Raw genomic sequence first — 21,679 nt, 5'->3', positions numbered from 1 at the left:
CTTTGGGTCTAAAAATATACGCATGCGCCAAAGGTGGGCAGAAAGGTAGCAGAAGGCCCGCTTCGCCAAGACATCGTATCTGTTCGGTAGCAGTAACGCTGGGCAGCTGTGTGCAAAGGAAACGGGAGCGAAGCCTGATGAATTGTGGCGAAAGGGCGGGGACCTTGAGCAGGAGTGAGGCGCCTGGCGTCTATCGACACCACCCGGTGCGCCGGCCATGGGCAAGGGTAGTCGGCCTGCTCGGCTGCCATCAGGCAATGGGCTAGCCAGTGGCAAGGAGCCTGGGCAGGTTGCTGGCGCTGGTCGTCCTGGCCGCGCTCTATGGGGCGCTGCATGACCAGCTCAGCTATGGCCTGGGTCCGGATTACTTCGATTGCCTGAAATTCCCGCAATTCGGTCTGCTCGATAGCGAGGTGGCGCCGCGCTGGCGAGTGGCGCGGGTCGGCCTGCAGGCCGGCGCGGCGGCAGGACTGCCCCTGGGCCTGGCGCTGCTCTGGCTGGCGCGCGGACGTCCTGCCGGTGACCGTTATCTCTGGCGCGGCAGCGCCGCCGTGCTGCTCGGGGCGCTGGGTTGCGCGGTGCTGGGCTTGGGCCTGGGTTGGCTTGCCCTGGACCAGGGCAGCGTCCTGCGAGTGCCGGCCTGCGTGCAGGACCGTAGGGGTTTCCTGTTGGCGGCCTGGATGCACGATGGCAGCTACCTGGGCGCCCTGTTGGCTTTGCTGGTGTTTGCCTGGCGCAACCGGCGTCGCCGCTGAAGCCGGGCGAGGACCCGTGCGACGCCGGCTTCCAGCGCCAGAAAGAGCAGGGCGACCGTGCCACCGAGCAGGGTGCTGCCGATCCGTTCGCGGGCGATGCTCGCCTCGGGCACGCCGGCCAGGGCGACCATCAGCACCGTGGTGCCGGTGATGAACAGCGTCTGCAGCGAGTAGCGCCCGTCTTGCAGCAGATAGGCGCCCGCTGCACACAGCAGGCAGGCAGCGGCCAGGACGATGGGCGTGTTGTCGAGCCAGGCCACCGCGCCCGCCAGCAGGCAACCGGCCAGGGTGCCGCCCAGCCGACCCAGGCCGCGCCGCCAGGTATCGCCCAGGCGCGGCTTGAGCACCAGCAGGGCGGTCATCGGCGCCCAGTAGCCGTGGCCGTAATCGAGCAGGCCGGTCAGAGTCTGGCAGAGGGCGACCACGGCGGCGGCATAGAAGCCGTAGCGGCCGAGCCGAAATCTGTCCTCGAACAGCACCACCACCTCCCTGAGATGGGCCTTGAGGGAACCGGTGCGCAGCCGCCATTGGGAGCGATAGAGGGCCTTTTGTACGAGGGCGAAGACCAGCAGTTGCAGCAGTCCGCCGCCGAGCACCAGGCCGCCCCGCAGTAGGGCCTGGTGCAGGTCACCGGGAAAGCCGCCGGCTACCAGCAGGGCCACCGTCCACTGCTGGGTGATCCACCAGGGGCCATTGCCAACCGCGAACAGCCAGGCGCAGCAGGCCGCCCACAGGGCGCCGGCCAGCACCAGCGGCAGCAACTGCTGACCCAGCAGGGAGCCGACCACGGCGGAAAAGGCCATGCCCAGCGCCGCCACCAGCATGGGCGCCAGGGGCTCGGCGGCAAAGCTCTTGTAGGCGCCGAAGCCGACGGTATAGGCGCCACCCAGGGCCACCACGCAGGGGAGCCAGGCCCCGGTCCACCAGCCGGTGAGCAGGATCGCCGCCAGGGCCGGCAGGCAGGCGAGCGCCAGGGCCCAGCGCGGTTCCCGCGGCGCGCCTAGGGCGCCATCGGTCACCGGCGGCGCTGTCTGGCCAGCCATCGCTAGGCCAGCAGATTCTGCAGGATGTCGAGGGTATCGGCTTCGGCCACCGGCTTGTCGTGGCGCCAGCGCAGCATCCGCGGAAAGCGCACGGCGACACCGCTCTTGTGGCGCTTGGACAGGGCGATGCCCTCGAAACCCAATTCGAACACCAGGGTCGGCTCGACGCTGCGCACCGGGCCGAACTTCTCGACCGTGGTACGTCGGACGATGGCGTCCACCTTGCGCATCTCTTCGTCGGTGAGGCCGGAGTAGGCCTTGGCGAAGGGCACCAGGGTACGTTCGCTACTTTCCGGCGGACCGTCCCAGACGGCGAAGGTGTAGTCGGAATAGAGACTGGCCCGCCGCCCATGGCCGCGCTGGGCATAGATGAGCACCGCATCCACCGAGAAGGGATCGACCTTCCATTTCCACCAGGTGCCCATGTCCTTGGTACGGCCGACGCCATAGAGCGAATCCCGGGCCTTGAGCATCATCCCTTCGACCCCCAGGGTGCGCGAGGCCTCGCGCTGGCGGGCGAGATCCTGCCAGTCTTTGCCGTGCAGCAGCGGCGAGGGGCGCAGCAGCGGACTGGCGCAGCGTGCCACCACCCGTTCCAGTTCGGCGCGGCGCTGGCGTTGCGGCTGGCTGCGCAGGTCATGGCCCTGCCATTCCAGCAGGTCGTAGGCGAGCAGGATGACCGGGACGTCTTCGAGGATCTTCTTGCCCAGGGTCTTGCGCCCGATGCGTTGCTGCAGCAGGGCGAAGGGCTGCACGCCGAAGGGGATGGGCGCGGCTGGATCGCGGCCGTCCTGCTGCTCGCTCACTTCCTCGCTACTGAACAGGGCGTCGGGCGCGGCGTCTTCCTTCCAGACCACGATCTCGCCGTCGATGACGGTGCCATCAGGTAGCGATTCCGCGAGGGGATGCAGTTCGGGAAAGCGATCGGTGACCAGATCCTCACCCCGCGACCAGATCCACAGGCGACCGTCGCGCTTGACCAGCTGGGCGCGGATGCCGTCCCACTTCCATTCCACCTGCCAGTCTTCGGCCGGACCCAGTTGTGCCTCGAACTGCTCCACCGGCAGTTGCAGGGCGTGGGCGAGAAAGAAGGGATAGGGCTGGCCGCCGCGCTGGGCATGCTCGTCCGGACTTTCCGGGGCGACCAGGCGGGCATAGCCCTTTGCGGTGGGGCGGTGGGACAGATCGGTGTAGCCCACCAGGCGCTGGGCAACGCGCTTGGGGTCGAGGTCCGCCAGGGTGGCCAGGGCGCGGGTTACCAGCAGCTTGGAGACACCGACGCGGAACTCGCCGGTGATCAGCTTGATGCACACCATCAGACTCTGCCGATCCAGCTGGTCCCAGAGCGGCGGCAGGCGCTCGGCCAGTTCTTCCGGTGGCAGGCCGCGCAGGGGCAGCAGGTACTCCTCCAGCCAGAAGGCCAGGCCCTCGGCATTGGCGGCATCGGTGGTGGGAATCAGCAGTGCCATGGTCTCGGCCAGGTCGCCCACCGCCTGGTAGCTCTCTTCGAACAGCCACTCGGGTAGTCCGGAGAGGGCCATGGTCAATTCGCGCAGCTGCCGGGTCGGCACCAGTCGGCGAGGGCGGCCACCGGCGAGAAAGTACACCGCCCAGGCGGCATCCGCGGCCGGGGCGCTGCCGAAGTAGTCCACCAGCGCCGCGAGCTTGGCGTTGCTGGAGGTGGTGGCGTCGAGACGCCCATAGAGTTCGGCGAAGGCCTTCATGCCTGGGCCTCCGTGGCGACGGAGGTGTCGTCTTCCTCACCGTATTCGGTGGTGAAGCCCTGGGCGTCCAGGCCCTGGTCGCGCAGATAGCGCACCAGGGTGGCGACCGAGCCATGGGTGACCATCACTCGTTCGGCGCCGGTCTGCTCGATGGCCCACAGCAGGCCTGGCCAGTCGGCGTGGTCGGAGAGCACGAAGCCGCGATCTACCCCGCGCCGGCGGCGGGTGCCGCGCAGCATCATCCAGCCGCTGGCGAATGCGTCGCTGTGCTCGCCGAAGCGGCGGATCCAGGTGCTGCCGCCGGCCGAGGGCGGGGCGATGATCAGCGCCTGGCGCAGCGTGGGGTCGCTCTTCTTGAAGTCGCCGGCGTAGTGGGTTTCCGGGATGCGAATGCCGGCTTCGCGATAGACCCTATTTAGGGGCTCCACCGCGCCATGGGCGAGGATGGGACCGATCTCCGGATCCAGGCCGTGCAGGAGCCGCTGCGCCTTGCCGAAGGCATAGCTGTAGAGCACGCTGGCCAGGCCCTGGGCCTGGTTGGCGCGCCACCATGCATTGACCTCGGCGAAGATCTCCGCCTGGGGGCGCCAGCGATAGATCGGCAGGCCAAAGGTGGATTCGGTGATGAAGGTATGGCAGCGCACCGGCTCGAAGGGGGTGCAGGTGCCATCGGGTTCGACCTTGTAGTCGCCCGAGGCCACCCACACCTCGCCGCGGTATTCCAGGCGCACCTGGGCCGAGCCCAGCACATGGCCGGCCGGATGGAAGCTGAGCTTGACCCCGTGGTGGTCGATGACCTCGCCGTATTCCAGAGTCTGGAGGTTGATGTCGGCACCCAGCCGGGCGCGCAGGATGCCGGCGCTGCCGGAGGTGGCGAGATAGTGGCCGTTGCCCACCCGGGCATGGTCGCCATGGCCGTGGGTGATGACCGAACGCTCCACCGGATGCCAGGGGTCGATGTAGAAGTCGCCGGGCGGGCAATAGAGGCCGTCCGGGCGGGCGATGACGAGGTCCATGGGCGCCGCTCTGCTGGGGAATACCCATAGGAACGGCGGCTGGGCTCTGGAGTTCGCCGCTCAGGCCTCGGCGGCGAAGCTCAGGGCCTGTTGCAGGGCGGCCTGGCCGACCACCTCGCCGATCACCAGGATCGCCGGACTGCGCAGCTGGAAGAGGGCGGCGTCCACCTGCAGGTCCTGCAGGGTCGAGCGGCACTCGCGCTGGTCCGGCAGGGAGGCGTTCTCGATCATGGCCACCGGCGTGGTCAGCGCGAGCCCACCGTCCAGCAGGCCCTGCTGGATCTCGGCCAGGCGGGCCACGCCCATGTAGACCACCAGGGTGGTGCCGGTGGCGGCCAGGGCGGCCCAGTTGGGCGCCGTGTCGTCCTGGGTATGGGCGGTGACCAGGGTCACACCGCGGGCCACGCCTCTCAGGGTGAGGGAGATGCCGCAGGCGGTGGCGCCGGCCAGGCCGGCGGTGATGCCGTTGACGATCTCGCTGGCGACGCCACGGGCGGCCAGCCATTCGGCTTCCTCGCCGGCACGACCGAAGATGCAGGGATCGCCGCCCTTGAGCCGGGCCACGCAACGGCCCTGGCGGGCATAGCGCAGCATCAGCCGGTGGATGAAGGCCTGGGGCGTGGAGCGGCAGCCGCCGCGCTTGCCGACGCGGATCACCCGAGCGGTAGGACAGTGTTCGAGCACCGCCGGATTGACCAGGTCATCGATCATCACCACCTCGGCTTCGCCCAGGGCGCGCACCGCCTTGAGGGTCAGCAGCTCGGGATCGCCGGGGCCGGCACCGATCAACCAGACTTTCCCGCTCATGTAGTGACCTCTCGTTTCCAGGGTGGCGACTGTAACGCAAAAAAAAGGCGTCCCGCTGCAAGCAGCTGGGACGCCTTTGTCCGGAGGGTCTTTCCTCGCCGTTGAAGAAGGACCTGTATGTATTGTGGAATTGCAGACTTCATGCCAAGGCGCGGATCCGTCCTTTCTGGCGGTTTACCGCTGGAAACGGGCCGCTGGCTGCCCCTTTTGGGCGCAGCGTGCTGCAAAGGAGGGCATGGCGTCCCGACACTTCAGTGCCGATAGAGCCAGAGCAGCACCAGCAGCAGATTCAGCAGCAGCGAGCAGGCGGCCACGATCCGCCAGGTGCGCAGGGGGTCGCGCTGCAGCAGCGGCAGCGGGCGGGCCAGGGGCTGGCGCTCGCCCTGCTCCAGCAGCAGCAGGGCTTCTTCGGCGGTTTCGAAGCGGTCGGCGGGGTCGACCGCCACGGCGCGCTGCAGCCAGTCGTCGAGCCAGGCCGGTACATCCGGACGCCGGCGCAGGGCACTGGCCGGCGCGCCGAAACGTGGCCGCTGGAAGGGCTCGACCTCGCCGTAGGGATAGCCACCGGTGAGCAGCTGATAGAGGGTCACCCCGGTCGCATAGAGATCCTGGGCCGGACTGGGCTCGGCGCCCTCGAAGGACTCCGGCGCCCGGTAGCTGGGGGTGCCCGGGCTGTCATGCAGGTCCTCGGACAGCTGCGGGCAGTAGGCCAGGCCGAAGTCCAGCAGGCGCAGTTCGCCATCCTGGCCGCGATGCAGGTTGTCCGGCTTGATGTCGCGGTGAAGGATGTTGCGCCTGTGCAGCTGACCGAGGGCCCGCAGCAGGCGGGAGGCGACGTCCAGCCAGTCGGCCAGGGCCAGGGGGCCTTCCCCGCGTAGCTGCTGCGCCAGGGTGCGGCCGGCATATTCCCGTTGCACGAAGTAGAGATGCGCCCGCCGCGGCAACGGATGGACCTCGACGAAGGCGCGCCCGGCGACCCGGCGCAGGAACCACTCCTCCATGAGCAGGGCATGGCCGGCCAGGGTGTCGAATTGCCGCGCCGCGGGCAGGGTCTTGAGCAGCCAGGGACGGCCACCCTCGTCCTTGACCCGGTAGAGCAGCGATTGCCGCGACTCGGCCAGGCGCTCCACCACCGTCCAGCCTTCGAAGTGCTGGCCGGGCTTGAGCGCCGGCAACGGCGGCCAGGTGTCGGCGCTGGCCAGGGTATCGGCCAGGGACACATCGGGGAGGTGGTCGACCCGTACCAGCAGGGCGCTGGCGTTGTCCTGGCCACCGGCATGCAGGGCGCCGGCCACCAGGGCCTGGGCGGTGGCATCCAGCTCCGCGACGCCATCGACCAGGATGCGTCTCATGCTGTCTTCACCCAGCGCGGCCCAGACGCCATCGCTCAGCAGGAGCAGGGTTTCGCCGGCTTCCAGCTCGCCTTCGCGAAAGTCCACCACCAGGTGGTTCTCCAGCCCCAGGGCGCGGGTCAGCACGTGCTGCATGCCGGCCTGCTGCCAGACGTGGTCGACGGTGAGACAGCTCAGCCGGTCGCCATGCCAGCGGTAGGCGCGGCAGTCGCCGACGTGGGCCAGGGTATAGCGCCGCCCGCGGATCACCAGGGCGGTGAGGGTGGTCAGCAGGGGTTGGCCATTGCCCGCTGCCTGCAGCCAGCGATTCTGCGCCAGCAGCAACCGTTCCAGGGCCTGGGCCACCGGCCAGGTCTCCGGCGTGGAATAGTAATCCTGGGCCAGGGCCTGGAGGGTGGCGCGCGCAGCCAGGCCACCGTCCGGACAGCCGCTGACGCCATCGGCGAGGGCGAACAGATGCCCCTTGGTCGCCGCCAGCGCCGCGCTGGGCTGGACACTGCGCAAGGCGTCCTGGTTTTCCTTGCGCGGACCGGTCGCGGTGGCTTCGGCGAAGGCGAGTTCTAGGGGCATTGAAGGGGCGCCAGAGAGGAGAGGAGACCGGCGATGCAAAAGCGATACCCGACCACCGGACGCCCCGGATCCCTCACCAGATTTCCACGCGTTTCTCGTCCGGCCGGACCATGGCATCGCCTGCCTTGCAGCTGAACGCCTTGGCAAAGGACGGCATGTTGGACGGCGCCCCGATGGCGCGGAATCTCATGGGCGCATGGGGATCGGTGTTGAGGAACAGGCGCGCCTGCTCTTCACGGATCGAACCGCGCCAGACCCGCGCCCAGTTGAGGAAGAAGCGCTGCTGCTGGGTATAGCCATCGATCTTCCGGTTGGCTTCCTCCGGCTTCTTGGCCAGGGCCAGTTGCAGGGCGTCGTAGGCCGCACTGATGCCGCCGAGATCACCGATGTTCTCGCCCAGGGTGAGCTTGCCGTTGACGTGCAGCTCCGGATGATCCGGCAGCGGCTGGTAGTGGTCGAACTGCTCCACCAGTTTGCCGGTGCGGGCTTCGAAGGCCTTGCGATCGGCCGGTGTCCACCAGTCCACCTGGTTGCCGGCGCCATCGAACTTGCTGCCCTGGTCGTCGAAGCCATGGCTGGCCTCGTGACCGATCACCGCGCCGATGCCGCCGTAGTTGATGGCGTCGTCGCCGTCCGGATAGAAGAACGGCGGCTGCAGGATGGCGGCAGGGAAGTTGATGGTGTTGTCGGTGGGGCTGTAGTAGGCATTCACCGTCTGCGGGTACATGCCCCATTCCTGGCGGTCGGTGGGCTTACCGATCTTGTCCAGGTCATGGCGATAGTTGAAGCGCGAGGCGGCTTCCAGGTTGGCGTAGAAACCCTGAGGCTTGAGCGTCAGGCCGCTCCAGTCGCGCCAGCGCTCGGGATAGCCGATCTTGGGCAGGAAGCTGTCCCACTTGGCCAGCGCCTTCTGCTTGGTCTCCGGGCTCATCCAGTCGAGCTGCTCGATGCGCGCCCTGAGCGCCAGCATCACGTTGTCCACCAGTTCCTGGGCGCGCGCCTTGGCCTGGGGCGAGAAATGCTCCTGCACATAGAGCTGGCCGAGACCTTCGCCCATGGCGCCGTTGACCGCGCGCAGCACCCGCTTCCAGCGTTCGCTCTGCTGCTGCTGACCGCTCAGGGTCTTCTGGTTGAATTCGAAGCTTTCCTGCTGGAAGGGCCTGGACAGCAGCGGCGCGGCGTCGTCGATCACGTGAGCACGCAGATAGGCCTGCCACTGCTCGACGGGAGTCTCGGCCAGCATCCGGTCGAATTCGGCGAAGAAGCCCGGCTGGGACAGCGAAAAGCCCTGCTGGCCGGTGACGCCCTGGCTGGCGAAGAAGGCCTGCCAGTCGAAGTGCGGCGTGACCTTGTTGGCTTCGGCGAAGCTCAGGTAGTGATACTGGTTCTCCGGATTGCGCAGCTCCACCGGCTTGACCGAGGCGCGCGCCAGGCGACTTTCGAAGGCCAGCACCAGTTCGGCCTGGGCGGCCGCCTTGGCCTTGGGCACTCCGGTCAGCACCAGCAGCCGGGCGATGTGGCCGAGATAGGCCTGGCGCAGCTTGGCGTAGTCGGCTTCGGTGTAGTAGTCGGGCGTCGGCAGGCCCAGGCCGCCCTGATAGGCGTAGGCGATCTGCTGCTTGGCATTCTGGTAGTCGGCGCCGGAGCCGAAGGAGAACACCTGCATGTCGCCGCGGGCAAAGCTCTCGCGCAGATAGCTCGCCACATCGGCGGAGGTGCGCAGCCGGTCGATGGCGGCCAGTTGTGCCTGGATCGGCCGATAGCCGGCGCGCTCGATGGCGGCCTCGTCCATGCCCGACCGATACAGCCAGCCGACCTTCTGTTCCACCGAGCCCGCTTGCGCGCGGTCCGCCGTGCGGGCGGCGCGCTGCAGGATGGCGTGCTGGTCGTTGAGCGATTTCTCCCCCAGGGCCATGAAGGAACCCCAGCGTGACTTGTCCGGCGGGATCGGATTGGCCGCGACCCATTTTTCATTGACGAAGGTGTCGAGGTCGCTACAGGCGGTGGCGGGGTCACCCAGTTCGGTGACGTCGAAGACCGGGGCGGCGAAGGCCTGGCTGCCGAGCAGCAGGCCGATGGCGAGGGTGAGGGGTTTCAACGCAGGCATGGGAGAAAAGGGTCTCCAGGAAAGGACAGGGAAAGCAGGGTAGGGCGTCGAGGGTAGCGGTCGGGGCGCGACCCTGCCAAGCGCGGCGGCTTTGTCTGAAAAGTGTCTGCGCTCGGTCATGCAGCGTTAAAGATCCGCTGGATCGCCAGCTCGGTCGGAATACTCATTGACCACTCGTAAACTCAAGCGCAAGTCCGATCCGCTTCCTCACGGATTCTTGCCTTGCCTGACCTTCGCTCGGCGACTTTTCAAACAGGCCTCGACCCCAGAAACGACGATCCCCGCCGAGGCGGGGATCGTGGGCGACGCTCTGGATCAGAACACTGTGAGCTGCGCCAGTTGCAGCAGCGGCTGCGGATAGACGCCGAGGATGAAGGTCGCGATGGAAATGGCGATCAGCATCACGCCACCGGCGCGCTGACCCCAGTTCATCGGCGCGTCGTGGCGCTGCAGGCCCTGCTCGGTCAGGTACAGGGTGACCATCACGCGCAGGTAGTAGAACAGGCCGATGGCGCTGCCCAGCACGATGGCCGCGGTCTGCCACCACATGCCCGCTTCCACGCCCACGGTGATGACGTAGAACTTGCCGATGAAACCGGCGGTGAGCGGGATGCCGGCCAGAGACAGCATCATCACCGTCAGCGCCGCGGTCAGGTACGGACGGCGCCAGAACAGGCCGCGGTACTCGAACAGGGCATCGGCGTCACGCTGGCCGTTGCTTGGGCTGGACATCAGGGTGATCACGCCGAACGCGCCCAGGCTGGTGAAGACATAGGTCACCAGGTAGACCGCCACGGCTTCCATCGACAGGCCTTCGCCCGAGGCCACCGCCACCAGCAGATAGCCGAAGTGGGAGATGGAGGAATAACCCAGCAGACGCTTGAGGTTGCTCTGCATCAGCGCCAGCAGGTTGCCCACCAGCATGGAGGCGATGGCGATGAAGGCGATGGCATCGTGCAGCCAGCCGTCCTCGGTGGCCATGGGCATGGTCTGGAACACCCGCACCAGTACGGCGAAGACGGCGACCTTGCTGGCGGTGGCCAGGAAGGCACCGACCGGAGCCGGGGAGCCCTCGTAGACGTCCGGGGTCCAGAGGTGGAAGGGCACCAGGGACAGCTTGAAGCCGAGACCGACGATCAGCATGCCGAGGCCGATTTCCATCAGCAGGCCGGTGCTCGCCGGGGCGTCCATCTGCATGCCGATGTCGGCGAAGTTCAGGCTGCCGGACTGGGCGTAGAGCAGGGCCATGCCAAACAGCAGGATGGCCGAGCCGGCGGCGGACAGCACCAGGTACTTCATGCCGGCTTCCAGGGAGCGGCGATTGAAGTAGCTGTAGGCCACCAGGCCGTAGACCGGCACCGACAGCAGTTCCAGGCCGATGAACAGGCCGGCTACGTTCTGCGCCGCCACCAGCACCAGACCACCGGTGGCGGAGATCAGCAGCAGCAGGTACAGCTCTTCGCGGTTGCCCGGATAGCCTTCCATGTAGGCATGCGACAGGGTCATGCAGGCCAGGGTGGCGATCAGGATCAGCGCCATGTAGAAGCAGGTGAAGCCGTCGATGCGCAGCAGCGGGGTGACGTCGATGGCACCGACGCCGAGGGCCGGGATGCAGGAAAGCAGGGCCAGGTTGAGACCGATCACGCCCAGGGTGGGAATGAGGGTGTGATCCCGCCGCCAGGCGATGCCCAGCATCACCACCACGGCGGTGAAGCCGGTGATGATGATCGGCAGGAGGGCGATGAAGTGTTCGTAGGTAAAGGTCATGGCGCTCTTACCGGGCGGAAACGAGAGAGGAGAAGGCTTCGCCGAGCCACTGCTGGACACCGGCCATGCTCGCGGCCGAGGTATCCAGCACCGGCTGCGGGTAGACGCCGAGCAGCACCAGCAGCACGCCAAGCAACAGCAGCATCGACAGCTCCCGTGCGTTCAGTCCCGGCAGGGCGCCTTCGGCCTTGGCCGGACCGAAGTAGGCGCGGTGGATCATGATCAGCGAGTAGACCGAGGCGAACACCAGGCCGAAGGTGGCGATGACGGTGATCATCGGCACTACCGGGAAGGCGCCCAGCAGGATCAGGAATTCGCCGACGAAGTTGCCGGTACCCGGCAGACCCAGCGAGGCAGAGGCGAAGAACAAACTCAGGGCCGGCAGGTAGGGCACCCGCGCCCAGAGCCCGCCCATCTGGCGCATGTCTCGGGTATGCATGCGCTCATAGAGCTGGCCGCAGAGGATGAACAGACCGGCGGCGGAGAGGCCGTGGGCGATCATCTGCACCACCACGCCCTGCAGCGCCTGAGGGCTGCCGGAGTAGATGCCGATCAGCACGAAGCCCATGTGCGAGACGCTGGAATAGGCCACCAGGCGCTTGATGTCGGTCTGGGCGAACGACAGGATGGCGCCATAGAAGATGCCGATGATGCCCAGCCACATGGCGATCGGGGCGAATTCCGCCGAGGCGTTGGGGAACAGCGGGATGGCAAAGCGCAGCAGGCCGTAGGCGGCGGTCTTGAGCAGGATGCCGGCGAGGTCGACGGAACCGGCGGTCGGCGCCTGGGCGTGGGCATCGGGCAGCCAGGAGTGCAGCGGCACCACCGGCAGCTTCACCGCGAAGGCGATGAAGAAGCCCAGCATCAGCAGGTATTCCAGCTTTGGATCCAGCTGCAGTTGCAGCAGGTCTTCGTAGTCGAAGGTCAGGACGCCGGTGGCACCGTAGTTCACCAGCACCAGGGCGATGATCGCCACCAGCATGATCAGGCCACTGGCCTGGGTGAAGATGAAGAACTTGGTGGCAGCGGTGATGCGGCTCTTCTTGCCGTCCGCGGAGCTATGGCCCCACAGCGCGATCAGGAAGTACATCGGTACCAGCATCATTTCCCAGAAGAAGAAGAACAGGAACAGGTCCAGGGCCAGGAACACCCCCACCACGCCGCCGATGATCCACAGCAGGTTGAGGTGGAAGAAGCCGACGTGGCGCTGCACTTCGCGCCAGGAGCAGGTCACCGCCAGCACACCGAGCAGGCCGGTGAGCAGGATCATCAGCAGCGACAGGCCATCGAGGCCGAAGTGCAGGCTGATGCCGAAGCGCGGAATCCAGTTCATCTGGAATTCCGCGGTCCAGGCGGTTTCGGCGCCAGGGGCCGGAGCCAGGCTGTAGTCGCCGTGGGCCCACAGCCAGAGGCCGAGCACCAGCTCCAGCAGCATGGTGAACAGGGCGATCCAGCGGGGCACCAGCGGGCCGGTCTTTTCCGTGAGGAAACAGAGCAGGCCGCCGATGAAGGGGATCAGGATTAGCCAGGGCAGAAGCATGACGTGTACTTATCCTTAGTCAGGGGGTCAGGCCAGCAGCAGCGCGCCGAGCAACAGCACGGCGCCTCCCACGATGGAAGCCGCGTACCAGCGCAGACGGCCGTTCTCGGTGATGCTCAGTGCCAGGTTGCCGCCGCGGGCCAGCATCGGGATCAGGCCGATGGCCTGGTCGAAGGGGTCGCGACGCAGCAGGCGGGTCAGCAGCAGGTACGGCTTGACGAAGATCAGGTCGTACAGCCAGTCGAAGCCCCAGGCGTGATACCACCAGGTCCCGAAGAAGCGACCCGGCGCACTCCTGGCCAGGCCGTTCACGAAGGAACGCTTGCCGAGGAAGAGCAGGGCGGCCAGCAGGATACCGGCGATGGCGATGGCCCCCGAGGTGATCTCCAGGGAATGCTTGGCTTCGCCACCGGCATGGCCGATCGATTCCGGCAGCACACCCGCCAGCGGCGGCACGATCATCGCGCCGACAAAGGTCGAGAGCACCAGCAGTACCGCCAGCGGCAGGTTGTGGGCGATGCCGTGGCCGGCATGGGCCTCGGTGTGCGCCTCGCCATGGAAGGTGATGAAGATCAGGCGGAAGGTGTAGATCGAGGTCAGGAAGGCGCCGGCCAGGCCTGCGTAGAGCAGGTAGGTATGACCGCTGGCCATGGCTTCCCAGAGAATCTCGTCCTTGGAGTAGAAGCCGGCGGTCACCAGCGGCAGCGCCGCCAGGGCCGAACCACCCACCACGAAGCTGGCGTAGGCCAGGGGGATCTTCTTCCACAGGCCGCCCATCTTGAAGATGTTCTGCTCGTGGTGGCAGGCCAGGATCACCGAGCCCGAGGCGAGGAACAGCAGCGCCTTGAAGAAGGCATGGATCATCAGGTGGAAGATCGCCGGTTGCCAGGCGCCGACACCCAGGGCCAGGAACATGTAGCCGATCTGGCTCATGGTCGAATAGGCCAGGATGCGCTTGATGTCGGTCTGCACCAGGGCGGCGAAACCGGCCAGCACCAGGGTCACGGCACCGATGATGCCGACCAGGTGGAGGATTTCCGGCGCCAGCAGGAACAGGCCGTGGGTCCGGGCGATCAGGTAGACGCCCGCGGTCACCATGGTCGCCGCGTGGATCAGTGCGGAGACCGGGGTGGGGCCGGCCATGGCGTCCGCCAGCCAGGTCTGCAGCGGCAGCTGGGCCGACTTGCCGACGGCACCGCCAAGCAGCGCCAGGGTGGCCAGCACGATCAGCGGATCACCGCTGGCGAAGACGTCCGGGGCCTTCTGCAGCAGCTCCTGGATGTCCAGGGTGCCCAGGGTCATGAACAGGATGAACAGACCGAAGGCCATGAAGACGTCGCCGACGCGGGTGACGATGAACGCCTTCAGCGCCGCGTTGCCGTTGGCGCGCTCGCTGTAGTAGAAGCCGATCAGCAGGTAGCTGCACAGGCCCACGCCTTCCCAACCGAAGTACAGCAGCAGCAGGTTGTCGCCGAGAACCAGCAGCAACATGCTGAAGATGAACAGGTTGGTGTAGGCGAAGAAGCGCGAATAGCCCTCTTCACCACGCATGTACCAGGACGCGAACAGGTGGATCAGGAAGCCGACGCCGGTGACCACGCCGAGCATAGTCAGCGACAGGCCGTCCAGGTAGAGAGCCATGTTGGGCGCGAAGCCCTCCACGTTCATCCACTGCCAGAGGACGATGGTCAGGTGACCGTCGGCGGGCGGTGCGACGTGGAAGTTCCAGCCGACCCAGGCGGCGACCAGCGCCGCCAGGCCCACCGAACCCACGCCGATCAGCGCGGAGAGATTCTCCGACAGCCGACCGCGGGAGAAGGCCAGCAAGAAATAGCCGACCAGGGGAAAGGCGAAGGTGAGGGGTAGCAGGTTCATCCGTGCATCTCGCTGGCGGCATCGACGTCGAGGGTGTGGAAGCGGCGATAGAGCTGCAGCAGGATCGCCAGGCCGATACTGGCCTCGGCGGCGGCCAGGCTCAGCACCAGGATGAACATCACCTGGCCGTCGGGGGCGCCCCAACGGCTACCCGCGACCACGAAGGCCAGGGCGGCGGCGTTCATCATGATTTCCAGACTCATGAGCACGAAGAGGATGTTGCGGCGGACCATCAGGCCCACCAGGCCAAGGGCGAACAGGGCGCCGGCGAGGGCGAGTCCGTGTTCCAGAGGTATGGCGTTCATTGGCTGTTCTCCAGTCCTTGGCGACTCACTCGCCGATCCCGTCTTTGACGTCGCTGCGACCCAGGTGATAGGCCGCGACCAGGGCACCCAGCAGCAGCATGGAGGCCAGTTCGACCGCCAGCAGATAGGGTCCGAACAGGCTGATGCCCACGGCCTTGGCTTCCACCGAGGTATGACCGATGGCAGCGCCGCCCGGGGTGCGCGAGAGCACCACCAGCAGTTCCACCAGCAGCGCACCGGCGAGGATCGACGGACCGATCCAGACCTTGGGGGTCAGCCACTTGCGTTCCTGCTCGGCGACGACCGGCCCGAGGTTGAGCATCATCACCACGAAGACGAACAGCACCATGATGGCGCCGGCGTAGACGATGATCTCCAGGGCGCCGGCGAAGGGCGCGCCCAGGGCGAAGAACACCATGGACACGGCCAGCAGCGAGATGATCAGGTACAGCAGCGCATGCACCGGATTGGTGTTGGTGATCACCCGGAAGGTGGCCAGGACGGCCACCCCAGCGGAGAAATAGAAGGCGAATTCCACGACAGCTCCTTAGGGCAGCAGGCTCTTCACGTTGATCGGCTCTGCCTCGCTCTGCGCGGCACCCTTGGGCTTGCCCGCGATGGCCATGCCGGCCACGCGGTAGAAGTTGTATTCCGGATACTTGCCCGGACCCGAGATCAGCAGGTCCTGCTTCTCGTACACCAGCTCCTGGCGCTTGAACTCGGACATCTCGAAATCCGGGGTCAGCTGGATGGCGGTGGTGGGGCAGGCCTCCTCGCACATGCCGCAGAAGATGCAGCGCGAAAAGTTGATGCGGAAGAACTCCGGGTACCAGCGACCGTCTTCGGCTTCGGTCTTCTGCAAGGAGATGCAGCCGACCGGGCAGGCCACGGCGCACAGGTTGCACGCCACGCAGCGCTCCTGGCCGTCGGGGTCACGGGTGAGCACGATGCGGCCACGGTAACGCGGCGGCAGGTATACGGGCTCCTCGGGGTATTGCAGGGTGTCGCGCTTGCGGAAGGCGTGGCCGAAGACCATCACGATGCTGCGCAACTGGGTGTAGGTGCCATGCAGGACGTGCAGGATTTCCTTGATCATGACGGATACCTCACTGGCCGATGGCCGGCGTGGCGCTATAGAGCACCACCGCGCCGGTCACCAGCAGATTGATCAGGGTCAGGGGCAGGCAGAACTTCCAGCTGAAGGCCATTACCTGGTCGTAGCGCGGACGCGGAATGGACGCGCGCAGCAGGATGAAGATCATGATGAAGAAGGCGGTCTTCAGGGCGAACCAGAAAAACGACAGCCAGGGCAGGGTATCCAGGAAGGGACCGTGCCAGCCGCCGAAGAACAGGGTCACCAGCAGCGCCGAGATCAGCACGATGCCGATATACTCGCCGACGAAGAACATGCCCCACTTCATGCCCGCGTATTCGATGTGGTAACCGTCGGCGAGCTCCTGCTCGGCTTCCGGCTGATCGAAGGGATGACGGTGGGTGACGGCGATGCCGGCGATGAAGAAGGTGCAGAAGCCGAAGAACTGGGGAACGATGAACCACCAGCCCTGGTGCTGCGCCTCGACGATGTCCCTCATGTTGAAGGAACCCGTCACCGCCACGATGCCCATCACCGACAGACCCATGAACACCTCGTAGGAGAGGGTCTGGGCCGAGGCGCGCATGGCGCCCAGCAGCGAGAACTTGTTGTTGCTCGCCCAGCCGGCGAAGAGCACGGCGTAGACGTTGACACCGGCCATGGCGAAGAAGAACAGCAGACCGACGTTCAGGTCCGCCACGCCCCAGGTGGGGGTGATCGGGATGACCGAGAAGGCCACCAGCAGCGAACCCATGGCGATCACCGGCGCCAGGGCGAAGATCATCTTGTCGGCGAACGGCGGCGTCCAGTCCTCTTTGAAGAACATCTTCAGCATGTCGGCGCCAAGCTGAAAGGCGCCGAAGGGACCGACCCGGTTGGGACCGTAGCGGTCCTGCCAGAGACCCAGCAGGCGCCGTTCGACGAAGCTCAGCAGCGCCCCGCAGATGACCACCGCCAGCAGGATGACGATGGCCTTGAGGATGCCGATCACCACGGCGATGAGGGTGGGGGTGAGCCAGGTCATGCCGCGGCCTCCTGCAGTCCTTCCACGGTGAGGCCGGCGAAGTCCACCGGAATCCCTTCGAAGCCGGCGGGCAGACCGACCAGACCCGCCGACAGCTCGGACTTGATCTGCAGCGGCAGGCGCAATTCCTGACCGGCAACCTGCAGGCGCAGCAGGGCGCCTTCGTTGACGCCCAGGCGGTCGGCATCGGCCTTGGCCAGCGCCACATAGGCGGCCGGGATGCGCTCGCGTACCGGCTCGGCGCGGGAAGAGGTCTCTTCGCTGCCGAACAGGTGGTACAGCGGCACGGCCTGGAAGCCTGACTCGGTACCGCGCACGACGGCAGCCGGAGCGGCAAACCAGCCCAGGCGATCGCCCTGGGTCTCGATCAGACGCACGCCCGGATCGCCGGCGCGCAGGTGACCACCGACCTCGTCCTGGAACTTGTTCCAGGCCTGGGGCGAGTTCCAGCCCGGGGACCAGGCGAAGGGAATCTGCTGACGCGGTTCGACGCTGCCGGCATAGCCTTCCATGGAGAAGGCGAAGGCGGTGTCGGCATCCTGGGGCGCGCGCGGCTCGTGCACGCTGAGGTTGGCGCGCATGGAGGTGCGGCCGCTGTAGCGATGCGGTTCGCGGGCGAGCTTGAGGCCCTTCACCCGGAAGCTGGCGTTGGGCGCGGCGTCGCGGATGCCGTCCAGCTGCGGCGCGGCGGTGGCCACGGCGTCGGTGACGTGGTCCAGCTGGGTCCAGTCTACCGGGCGGTTGTCCAGGGTGTTGCGCAGGGCGTGCAGCCAGCGCCAGCCCTCGCGGATCAGGCTGGAGGGATCGTAGTAGCTCGGCTCATAGACCTGGAAGAAGCGCTGGGCGCGACCTTCCTGGCTGACCAGGGTACCGTCGCCTTCAGCGAAGCTCGCCGCCGGCAGCACCAGGTCGGCGCGCTGGGCAGTGGCGGTACGCTGGTGATCCAGCACCACCAGCACCTGGGCGCGGGCCAGGGCCTGATCCACCTGCTGGGCAGGGGCGCGGCGATAGAGGTCGTTCTCCAGCACCACCAGGGCATCGGCCTGGCCGTTTTCCAGGGCCGCGAAGGCGTCTTCGACGGACTCGCCGCCATAGAGCGCCAGGCCCAGGCTGTTGGCTTCGGGCACCACCAGGCTCAGGGAACCGGCCTTGCCCTTGGCGGCCAGAGCCTTGGCCAGGTTGGCGGCGGCTTCGATCAGCGCCGGCTCACCCAGGGAGGTACCGGACACCACCAGCGGGCGTTCGGCCGCCAGCAGGGTTTCGGCCAGCAGGCGCGCCTGCTCGGCGACTTCGTCGCTCAGGCCGTCGACGGCCGGGGCGCTGGCGTCGATGGCATGGGCCACGGCATGGCCGAAGCGGGCCAGTTCCAGCGGCGAACCATGCAGGCGGGCGTCGGCGACGTCGTCCAGGCGGGTGGCGGCGACGCTGGCGATGAACAGCGGATTGCGCTCGCTCTGGCCGATGTTCTGCACGGCCGCGTTCAGCCAGGGCTGGATCTTCTGGGCCGCGGCCATGGCCTCGGGCTTGCCCTTGACGGACTGCCGCAGGGACAGCGCCAGGCGGGCCGCGGTCTGGGTCAGATCCTCGCCGAGGACGAAGACGGCATCGTGCTTCTCCATGGCGCGCAGGGTCGGGACGGGCAGGGGGCTGTCCTTGAGCACCTGCAGCACCAGGCGGACGTTGGCCAGGTCACGGGCGCTCATGCCACTGGAGAAGTTTTCGGCGCCGACCAGCTCACGCAGGGCGTGGTTGCTTTCCAGGCTGGCACGCGGCGAACCGATGCCGATCACCTTCTTGCCGCGCAGCAGCAGGGCGGCGCGATCCAGGGCGGCGTCGATGCCGGTCTCCAGGCTGCCGTCCTTCAGCAGGGCCTGGCGCGGACGATCCTTGCGATTGACATAGCCATAGCCGAAGCGGCCACGGTCGCAGAGGAAGTACTGGTTGACCGAACCGTTGAAGCGGTTCTCGATGCGGCGCAGTTCGCCATAGCGCTCGCCGGGGCTGATGTTGCAACCCGAGGAGCAGCCATGGCAGATGCTGGGGGCGAACTGCATGTCCCACTTGCGGTTGTAGCGCTCGGAGTGGGTCTTGTCGGTGAATACCCCGGTGGGACAGACCTCGGTCAGGTTGCCGGAGAATTCGCTCTCCAGGGCACCGTCCTCGACGCGGCCGAAATAGACGTTGTCGTGGGCGCCGTAGACACCCAGGTCGGTACCGCCGGCGTAGTCCTTGTAGTAGCGCACGCAGCGATAGCAGGCGATGCAGCGGTTCATCTCGTGAGCGACGAACGGGCCGAGGTCCTGGTTTTGGTGGGTGCGCTTGGTGAAGCGATAGCGGCGCTTGTTGTGGCCGGTCATCACCGTCATGTCCTGCAGGTGGCAGTGGCCGCCTTCTTCGCAGACCGGACAGTCGTGGGGATGGTTGGTCATCAGCCATTCGATGACCGAGCTGCGGAATTCCTTGGCTTCGGCGTCTTCGATGGAGATGTAGGTCTTGTCGCTGGACGGGGTCATGCAGGACATGACCAGGCGCCCGCGGGTGTCATTCTCGTCGGCGAACTGCTTCACCGCGCACTGGCGGCAGGCGCCGACGCTGCCCAGCGCCGGGTGCCAGCAGAAATAGGGGATGTCGAGCCCCAGGGACAGGCAGGCTTCGAGGAGGTTGTCCGCCCCGTCGACCTCGTACGTCTTGCCGTCTACATGGATAGTGGCCATAGGGTTTTCTTCTCACCCGCGCAGGGCGGGTCTGGCTAATGGGAAAACGTTCGCGCCGCCCTGACGATCGTCGGAGGCGGCGCCGGCCGGAGCAGGTCCGGCCAGAAAGCGATGGGAGCGGCCCCGTGGGGGGCCGGTCCTCAGGTCACGCTCGCCGAAGCAGTTGGCCGTGGCTCGCTGGGCGCCTTGCGCACACCGGCCTCGAACTCTTCGCGGAAATACTTGATGGCACTGCCCAGGGGCTCGACGGCACCCGGTGCGTGGGCACAGAAGGTCTTGCCCGGGCCGAGGAAATTGACCAGCTGCAGCAGGGTATCGAGATCGCCCTGCTGGCCTTCGCCCTTCTCCAGGCTGCGCAGAAGCTTGACGCTCCAGGGCAGGCCGTCGCGGCAGGGGGTGCACCAGCCGCAGGATTCCCGGGCGAAGAACTCTTCCATGTTGCGCAGCAGCGAGACCATGTTGACGCTGTCGTCCACGGCCAGGGCCAGACCGGTGCCCATGCGGGTGCCGACCTTGCCGATGCCGCCGGCGTACATCTGCGCCGAGAGATGCTCGGGCAGCAGGAAGCCGGTACCGGCGCCACCGGGCTGCCAGCATTTCAGCTTGAAGCCGTCGCGCATGCCGCCGGCATAGTCCTCGAACAGCTCCTGGGCGGTGATGCCGAAGGGCAGTTCCCAGACGCCGGGATTCTTGACCTTGCCGGAGAAGCCCATGAGCTTGGTGCCCATGTCTTCGCTGCCTTCGCGGGCCAGGCTCTTGTACCAGTCCACGCCGCCCGCGACGATGCCCGGCACGTTGCACAGGGTCTCGACGTTGTTGACGCAGGTCGGCTTGCCCCAGACGCCGACGGCGGCGGGGAAGGGCGGCTTGGAGCGCGGGTTGGCGCGACGGCCTTCCAGGGAGTTGATCAGCGCGGTCTCTTCGCCACAGATGTAGCGACCGGCGCCGGTGTGGACGAACAGCTCGAAATCGAAGCCGCTGCCCAGGATGTTCTTGCCCAGCAGGCCGGCGGCCTTGGCTTCTTCCACGGCGCGCCGCAGGTTGGCGGCGGCGTCGACGTATTCGCCACGCAGGAAGATGTAGCCACGGTAGGCCTTGAGCGCCCGGGCGCTGATCAGCATGCCTTCCACCAGCAGGTGGGGCAACTGCTCCATGAGCAGGCGGTCCTTCCAGGTGTTGGGCTCCATCTCGTCCGCGTTGCACAGCAGGTAGCGGATGTCGAGGGATTCGTCCTTGGGCATCAGGCCCCACTTCACGCCGGTGGGGAAGCCCGCACCGCCACGGCCCTTGAGGCCGGAGTCCTTGACTTCCTGGACGATGGCGTCCGGTGCCAGCTCGGTCAGCGCCTTGCGTGCCGCGGCGTAGCCGTCCTTCGCCTGGTATTCCTCCAGCCAGACCGGGGCGCCGTCTTCACGCAGGCGCCAGGTCAGGGGATGGGTCTCGGGGGTACGGGCAATGCTGTTGGCAGGCCCGAAGGAGGTCAGTCTCATGCGTATCCCTCCAGCAGTTTGGCCACGCCCGCAGGTTGGACATCGCCATGGGTGTCGTCGTCGATCATCAGCGCCGGGGCCTTGTCGCAATTGCCCAGGCAGCAGACCGGCAGCAGGGTGAAGCGGCTGTCGGTGGTGGTCTGGCCCAGGCCGATGCCCAGCTGGCGCTGGATCTCGCCGACCACGGATTCGTGGCCGCCGATGTAGCAGGTCATGCTGTCGCACACGCGGATGATGTGGCGGCCGACCGGCACGCGGAAGATCTGGCTGTAGAAGGTCGCCACGCCCTCGACGTCGCTGGCGGGAATGCCCAGCACCTCGCCGATGGCGTAGATGGCGCCATCCGGCACCCAACCACGTTCCTTCTGGACGATCTTCAGGGCTTCGATGGACGCCGCGCGCGGGTCCTCGTAGTGATGCATCTCGTGCTCGATGGCCGAGCGCTCGGTGTCGCTCAGGACGAAGCGGTCGGTTTGGATCAGGGTTTCGGTGCTCAT

At 66.9% G+C, this 21,679-nt stretch carries 17 protein-coding genes; 1 reads left to right on the top strand and 16 read right to left on the bottom strand.

Translation table 11 applies throughout. The annotated features are described in order from the left end of the window. The first annotated feature begins 290 nt into the window (after window positions 1-290). Window positions 291-755, top strand: a complete 465-nt coding sequence (locus QE393_RS11015) for a hypothetical protein (protein WP_310043450.1) — start codon at window positions 291-293, stop codon at window positions 753-755. Here QE393_RS11015 and QE393_RS11010 read toward each other — a convergent pair. From QE393_RS11010 to nuoE, 16 genes are all read right to left on the bottom strand, one after another. Next, window positions 695-1,798 carry an FUSC family protein gene (locus QE393_RS11010; protein ID WP_310043446.1) on the bottom strand — a complete coding sequence of 368 codons (1,104 nt, stop codon included), beginning with the start codon at window positions 1,796-1,798 and terminating at the stop codon, window positions 695-697. The two genes, QE393_RS11015 and QE393_RS11010, sit on opposite strands and share 61 nt — an antisense overlap. A 2-nt stretch (window positions 1,799-1,800) precedes the next feature. After that, a complete protein-coding gene (locus tag QE393_RS11005) occupies window positions 1,801-3,522 on the bottom strand; it encodes an ATP-dependent DNA ligase (protein WP_310043444.1) in 1,722 nt (573 codons plus the stop codon). Further along, window positions 3,519-4,538, bottom strand: coding sequence for a ligase-associated DNA damage response exonuclease (locus QE393_RS11000; RefSeq protein ID WP_273806029.1), 1,020 nt, complete (start codon window positions 4,536-4,538; stop codon window positions 3,519-3,521). The genes QE393_RS11005 and QE393_RS11000 overlap by 4 nt, the downstream gene beginning before the upstream one ends. Window positions 4,539-4,598: 60 nt before the next feature. Beyond that, the gene (gene cobA, locus QE393_RS10995; protein ID WP_273806030.1) at window positions 4,599-5,345 is read right to left on the bottom strand and encodes a uroporphyrinogen-III C-methyltransferase; all 747 of its coding nucleotides are present in this window, start codon (window positions 5,343-5,345) and stop codon (window positions 4,599-4,601) included. 251 nt (window positions 5,346-5,596) lie between these two features. Then, window positions 5,597-7,267: a bifunctional protein-serine/threonine kinase/phosphatase gene (locus QE393_RS10990; RefSeq protein ID WP_310043442.1), complete on the bottom strand. Its 1,671-nt coding sequence runs from the start codon at window positions 7,265-7,267 to the stop codon at window positions 5,597-5,599. A gap of 73 nt (window positions 7,268-7,340) precedes the next feature. Further along, complete coding sequence (locus QE393_RS10985) at window positions 7,341-9,374, bottom strand: M13 family metallopeptidase (protein WP_310043441.1); 2,034 nt, start codon at window positions 9,372-9,374, stop codon at window positions 7,341-7,343. A 315-nt stretch (window positions 9,375-9,689) separates the two neighbouring features. Then, on the bottom strand, window positions 9,690-11,141 hold the full coding sequence (nuoN, locus tag QE393_RS10980) for an NADH-quinone oxidoreductase subunit NuoN (RefSeq protein ID WP_273806033.1): 1,452 nt from the start codon (window positions 11,139-11,141) through the stop codon (window positions 9,690-9,692). Between the two features lie 7 nt (window positions 11,142-11,148). Continuing rightward, a complete protein-coding gene (gene nuoM, locus QE393_RS10975) occupies window positions 11,149-12,681 on the bottom strand; it encodes an NADH-quinone oxidoreductase subunit M (protein ID WP_273806034.1) in 1,533 nt (510 codons plus the stop codon). 27 nt (window positions 12,682-12,708) lie between these two features. Further along, entirely contained in the window at window positions 12,709-14,556 is a 1,848-nt protein-coding gene (nuoL, locus tag QE393_RS10970) for an NADH-quinone oxidoreductase subunit L (protein ID WP_273862251.1), read from the bottom strand. After that, window positions 14,553-14,861 carry an NADH-quinone oxidoreductase subunit NuoK gene (nuoK, locus tag QE393_RS10965; RefSeq protein ID WP_007158894.1) on the bottom strand — a complete coding sequence of 103 codons (309 nt, stop codon included), beginning with the start codon at window positions 14,859-14,861 and terminating at the stop codon, window positions 14,553-14,555. The genes nuoL and nuoK overlap by 4 nt, the downstream gene beginning before the upstream one ends. A 25-nt stretch (window positions 14,862-14,886) precedes the next feature. After that, a complete protein-coding gene (gene nuoJ, locus QE393_RS10960; protein WP_027599799.1) occupies window positions 14,887-15,399 on the bottom strand; it encodes an NADH-quinone oxidoreductase subunit J in 513 nt (170 codons plus the stop codon). 9 nt (window positions 15,400-15,408) lie between these two features. Further along, window positions 15,409-15,957, bottom strand: a complete 549-nt coding sequence (nuoI, locus tag QE393_RS10955) for an NADH-quinone oxidoreductase subunit NuoI (protein ID WP_017642306.1) — start codon at window positions 15,955-15,957, stop codon at window positions 15,409-15,411. Window positions 15,958-15,967: 10 nt separating this feature from the next. Continuing rightward, a complete protein-coding gene (gene nuoH, locus QE393_RS10950) occupies window positions 15,968-16,978 on the bottom strand; it encodes an NADH-quinone oxidoreductase subunit NuoH (protein ID WP_310043439.1) in 1,011 nt (336 codons plus the stop codon). Next, window positions 16,975-19,692 (bottom strand): NADH-quinone oxidoreductase subunit NuoG, encoded by a 2,718-nt coding sequence (gene nuoG / locus QE393_RS10945; protein ID WP_310043437.1) that lies wholly within the window; start codon window positions 19,690-19,692, stop codon window positions 16,975-16,977. Before nuoG ends, nuoH begins: the two co-directional genes overlap by 4 nt. 140 nt (window positions 19,693-19,832) lie before the next feature. After that, window positions 19,833-21,182 (bottom strand): NADH-quinone oxidoreductase subunit NuoF, encoded by a 1,350-nt coding sequence (nuoF, locus tag QE393_RS10940; protein ID WP_017642309.1) that lies wholly within the window; start codon window positions 21,180-21,182, stop codon window positions 19,833-19,835. After that, window positions 21,179-21,679 carry an NADH-quinone oxidoreductase subunit NuoE gene (gene nuoE / locus QE393_RS10935; protein WP_017642310.1) on the bottom strand — a complete coding sequence of 167 codons (501 nt, stop codon included), beginning with the start codon at window positions 21,677-21,679 and terminating at the stop codon, window positions 21,179-21,181. Before nuoE ends, nuoF begins: the two co-directional genes overlap by 4 nt.

Source organism: Pseudomonas sp. SORGH_AS_0211 (genome assembly GCF_031453455.1).
Taxonomy (GTDB): Bacteria; Pseudomonadota; Gammaproteobacteria; order Pseudomonadales; family Pseudomonadaceae; genus Chryseomonas; species Chryseomonas aestiva.
This window is presented reverse-complemented; position numbering and strand designations above follow the sequence as displayed.

Bases quoted from the DNA above. Each gene is read 5' to 3' on its own strand.
- QE393_RS11010 (WP_310043446.1), bottom strand. From the start codon at position 1,798: ATGGCTGGCCAGACAGCGCCGCCGGTGACCGATGGCGCCCTAGGCGCG.
- QE393_RS11005 (WP_310043444.1), bottom strand. From the start codon at position 3,522: ATGAAGGCCTTCGCCGAACTCTATGGGCGTCTCGACGCCACCACCTCC.
- QE393_RS11000 (WP_273806029.1), bottom strand. From the start codon at position 4,538: ATGGACCTCGTCATCGCCCGCCCGGACGGCCTCTATTGCCCGCCCGGC.
- cobA (WP_273806030.1), bottom strand. From the start codon at position 5,345: ATGAGCGGGAAAGTCTGGTTGATCGGTGCCGGCCCCGGCGATCCCGAG.
- QE393_RS10990 (WP_310043442.1), bottom strand. From the start codon at position 7,267: ATGCCCCTAGAACTCGCCTTCGCCGAAGCCACCGCGACCGGTCCGCGC.
- QE393_RS10985 (WP_310043441.1), bottom strand. From the start codon at position 9,374: ATGCCTGCGTTGAAACCCCTCACCCTCGCCATCGGCCTGCTGCTCGGC.
- nuoN (WP_273806033.1), bottom strand. From the start codon at position 11,141: ATGACCTTTACCTACGAACACTTCATCGCCCTCCTGCCGATCATCATC.
- nuoM (WP_273806034.1), bottom strand. From the start codon at position 12,681: ATGCTTCTGCCCTGGCTAATCCTGATCCCCTTCATCGGCGGCCTGCTC.
- nuoL (WP_273862251.1), bottom strand. From the start codon at position 14,556: ATGAACCTGCTACCCCTCACCTTCGCCTTTCCCCTGGTCGGCTATTTC.
- nuoK (WP_007158894.1), bottom strand. From the start codon at position 14,861: ATGAACGCCATACCTCTGGAACACGGACTCGCCCTCGCCGGCGCCCTG.
- nuoI (WP_017642306.1), bottom strand. From the start codon at position 15,957: ATGATCAAGGAAATCCTGCACGTCCTGCATGGCACCTACACCCAGTTG.
- nuoH (WP_310043439.1), bottom strand. From the start codon at position 16,978: ATGACCTGGCTCACCCCCACCCTCATCGCCGTGGTGATCGGCATCCTC.
- nuoG (WP_310043437.1), bottom strand. From the start codon at position 19,692: ATGGCCACTATCCATGTAGACGGCAAGACGTACGAGGTCGACGGGGCG.
- nuoF (WP_017642309.1), bottom strand. From the start codon at position 21,182: ATGAGACTGACCTCCTTCGGGCCTGCCAACAGCATTGCCCGTACCCCC.
- nuoE (WP_017642310.1), bottom strand. From the start codon at position 21,679: ATGAGCACCGAAACCCTGATCCAAACCGACCGCTTCGTCCTGAGCGAC.